We start from the raw sequence: 2,872 nt of genomic DNA on the forward strand, positions 1-2,872 counted from the left end.
GGGCCGCGCGGTGGCGTCCACACGGAGATCACCGCAAGTCCGCGCATCCGCCCGGACACGTCGACGGTCGCGACGGACGGCCCATGGGCGCTGATGCGCCTGCTCCAGAAGGGCCACGTTGTCGAGACCGCGACGCCGGGGCGCACGCGCGTCGTGTTCGATTTCGACGGCCGCAAGGCCGTGCTCGACATCGCGAGCGCCGGCAGCGTCGCCAATCCGCTGACGAGCGACGTGCTCAGGACGTTCCGGTGTCCGAGCTCGATGCCGATGTTCAATCTGACGGACAGCGGCCCGCCGGTCGGGTTGCCCCGCGCGAGCGCACCGCCGCCGCCCGCGACACATTGATCCGCCTGACCGGCGAGCGTTTGAACCCAATCAGTCATTTTCCGATACGGAGTTGCACATGCAGGATGCGCAGGGCCGCGACATGGTGCGTCTGGGCGACACCACCGACCACGGCGGCGAGGTCATCGAAGCGACCGAAGAGCTGAAGCACCTTGGCATTGCCGTGGCGCTGGACGGCCACATGGTGAAGTGCCCGAAATGCGGTGGGGTTTTTCCGCTGCTGGCGAGCGGCCCGCGCACGCATCGCGGCCGGCGCGTCGGCTATCTCGGCGACAGAACTGGTTGCGGCGCGACCGTGATGCGCGCCTGAACCGCAAGGAGACCAGATCATGCTGACACTCACCCAGGCGCGCACGCTGTCCATCTCGGGCGCCGCGCTGCCTTCCTATGGCGTCGACGGCCTGCCGGTGTTTGCGCCGGTGCGGCTGCAGGGCACCGAATCAATCGGCCGTCTCGAGGACTGCCGCTATCTCGTCACGCTGCGCACCGATGACGCGTATGCGTTTTCGCCAAGCATCACGGCCAATCTGGATCTGGACAAGGTGGTCGGCACCGAAGTGACCGTCTCGATCCAGCTTGAGGGTAAGGGGCATTTCATCCCCGGCCTCGCGGGCAACGCCGGGCTCGGCAACATCGGCGCGGGCACGCGGGAGATCACGGGGCTCGTCACTGCGGCGCGCGTTGCCGGTGAAGACCGCCATTCGATTCTGTACGAGCTGGAATTGCGACCGTGGCTCTACCGCGCGACGCTCACGCAGGACTGCCGCATCTTCCAGGACATGAGCGTCGTCGAGATCACGGATGCGGTGCTCGCGAAGTATCCGTATCCGGTCGACAAGCGCCTGGCGGGCGCGTTTCGCGGTACCTATCCGAAGCGCGACGTGCAGCGCCAGGCGTTCGAGACCGACTGGGCGTTTCTGCAACGCCTGTGGGAAGAATGGGGTATCTGGTGGTGGTTCGAGCACGACGCCGGTCATCATCGGCTCGTGCTGTGCGACACGATGGGCGGTCACCATCCTCACGGCGCGGCGTACGAGACGCTGCGCTATATGCCGCCGGACGGCAAGCGCATCGACGAGGAGCACATCCATACGCTGTCGGTAACGAGCCGGCTGACACCCGGGCGGGTGACGGTGGTGGACTATGACTACACGCGTCCACGTGCGAACCTGACCGTCACCGAGGAGCATCCGCGCAGGACGGCGAGCGCCGATGGCGAGATCTACGACTGGGGCGACCATAGCCAGCCGCTCGCGGGCGCGCAGGGTCTCACGGGCGAACCCAATGATGCGGAGCAGGAGGCGCGGCATCTCGCGCGCGTTCAGCTGGAGGCGAAGCGCTGCGCCGGGCTACGCGCCAACGGGAAGGGCAACCTGCGCGGGCTGACAGTGGGCCGCACGTTCGCGCTGACGGGTTATCCGCAGCAGGCAGCGAACCGCGAATACGTGGTGGTGTCGTGCATGCTCGACATCGAGGAGGTCGCGGACCGCTCCGGAACAGGACAGGCGTACCGCTGTGAAGCGCAGTTCGAACTGCTGCCAGCGAACGAGCCGTTCCGGCTTGAGCGCAGTGTCGGCAAGCCCGTATTGAGTGGTCCCGAGAAAGCAATCGTGGTGGGGCCAGCCGGACAGGAAGTGTGGACCGACAGGTACGGTCGGGTGAAGGTGCAGTTCGAGTGGGACCGGCAGGGCAAGCTCGACGAGCACTCGGGGATCTGGCTGCGGGTGCTTTCGCCGTGGCAGGGCAATGACATGGGCGCGACGTTCGTGCCGCGCATCGGTCACGAAGTGGCTGTCACGCACTATTACGGCGATCCGGATCTGCCGGTGATTGCGGGCAGTCCCGTGAATGCATTCCGCGAACCGGCGCTGGACCTGCCCGCCAACCAGGCGGTGTCAGTCATCCGAGGCCGGGAGTTCCAGGGCACGGCGTCCGGTCACGTCGCCATTGACGATACGCAGGGGCAGATCCAGACGCAGATTGCGAGCGATGCAGGCGCGTCGCAGCTCAGTCTCGGGAACCTGCGCCGCATCCTGAAGAAGAAGGGGCGGGCGGACGCACGCGGCAAGGGTTTCGATCTCCGTACGGACGACTGGGGTGTGGTGCGTGCGTTAAAGGGCCTGTTTGTCCTGACCGACGGTCAGCCGGGCGGTCCCGGCCACGCGAAGGATGCGAAGGAGGCGGTCGGCCGGCTTACGCGTGCGCGCGAGCTGCAGGAGAGTCTGTCGGGCCTCGCGCAACAGCATGAGGCGCAGCAGCACGACGCCGATCAGAGCGAGGTCGCGAAGGCGATCAAGGCGCGCAACGATGCGATCAGGGGTAATCCGTCGACGGGTGAAGGCGACTTCCCGGAACTGACGGAACGCGACATCGTGCTGGCGGGGCCGGCCGGCATCAGTCTGGCCGCCGAGCGTAGCGCCCATCTCGCGAGCAACGAGGACATTGCCATCACCAGCGGCCGGCATGTTGGCTTCGCGGTGGGCCACTCGCTGTTCGCAAGCGTGTCGAACGCATTCACGCTGTTCGT

Annotated in this window: 3 protein-coding genes; all 3 read left to right on the top strand. The window is 66.7% G+C overall.

Going from position 1 to position 2,872, the window contains the following annotated elements:
• Nucleotides 1-345: type VI secretion IcmF C-terminal domain-containing protein (locus tag DPV79_RS41305; RefSeq protein ID WP_279636649.1), on the top strand; the 345-nt coding region annotated here is incomplete at its 5' end.
• 58 nt (nt 346-403) lie between these two features.
• Nucleotides 404-655 carry a PAAR domain-containing protein gene (locus DPV79_RS41310; protein WP_113048164.1) on the top strand — a complete coding sequence of 84 codons (252 nt, stop codon included), beginning with the start codon at nt 404-406 and terminating at the stop codon, nt 653-655.
• A gap of 19 nt (nt 656-674) precedes the next feature.
• The coding region (locus DPV79_RS41315) for a type VI secretion system Vgr family protein (protein WP_133295801.1) at nt 675-2,872 on the top strand (2,198 nt) is incomplete at its 3' end.

Source organism: Burkholderia reimsis (genome assembly GCF_003294055.1).
GTDB classification, from domain to species: Bacteria; Pseudomonadota; Gammaproteobacteria; order Burkholderiales; family Burkholderiaceae; genus Burkholderia; species Burkholderia cepacia.

Coding starts and splice junctions, on each gene's coding strand:
- DPV79_RS41310 (WP_113048164.1), top strand. CDS start 404: ATGCAGGATGCGCAGGGCCGCGACATGGTGCGTCTGGGCGACACCACC.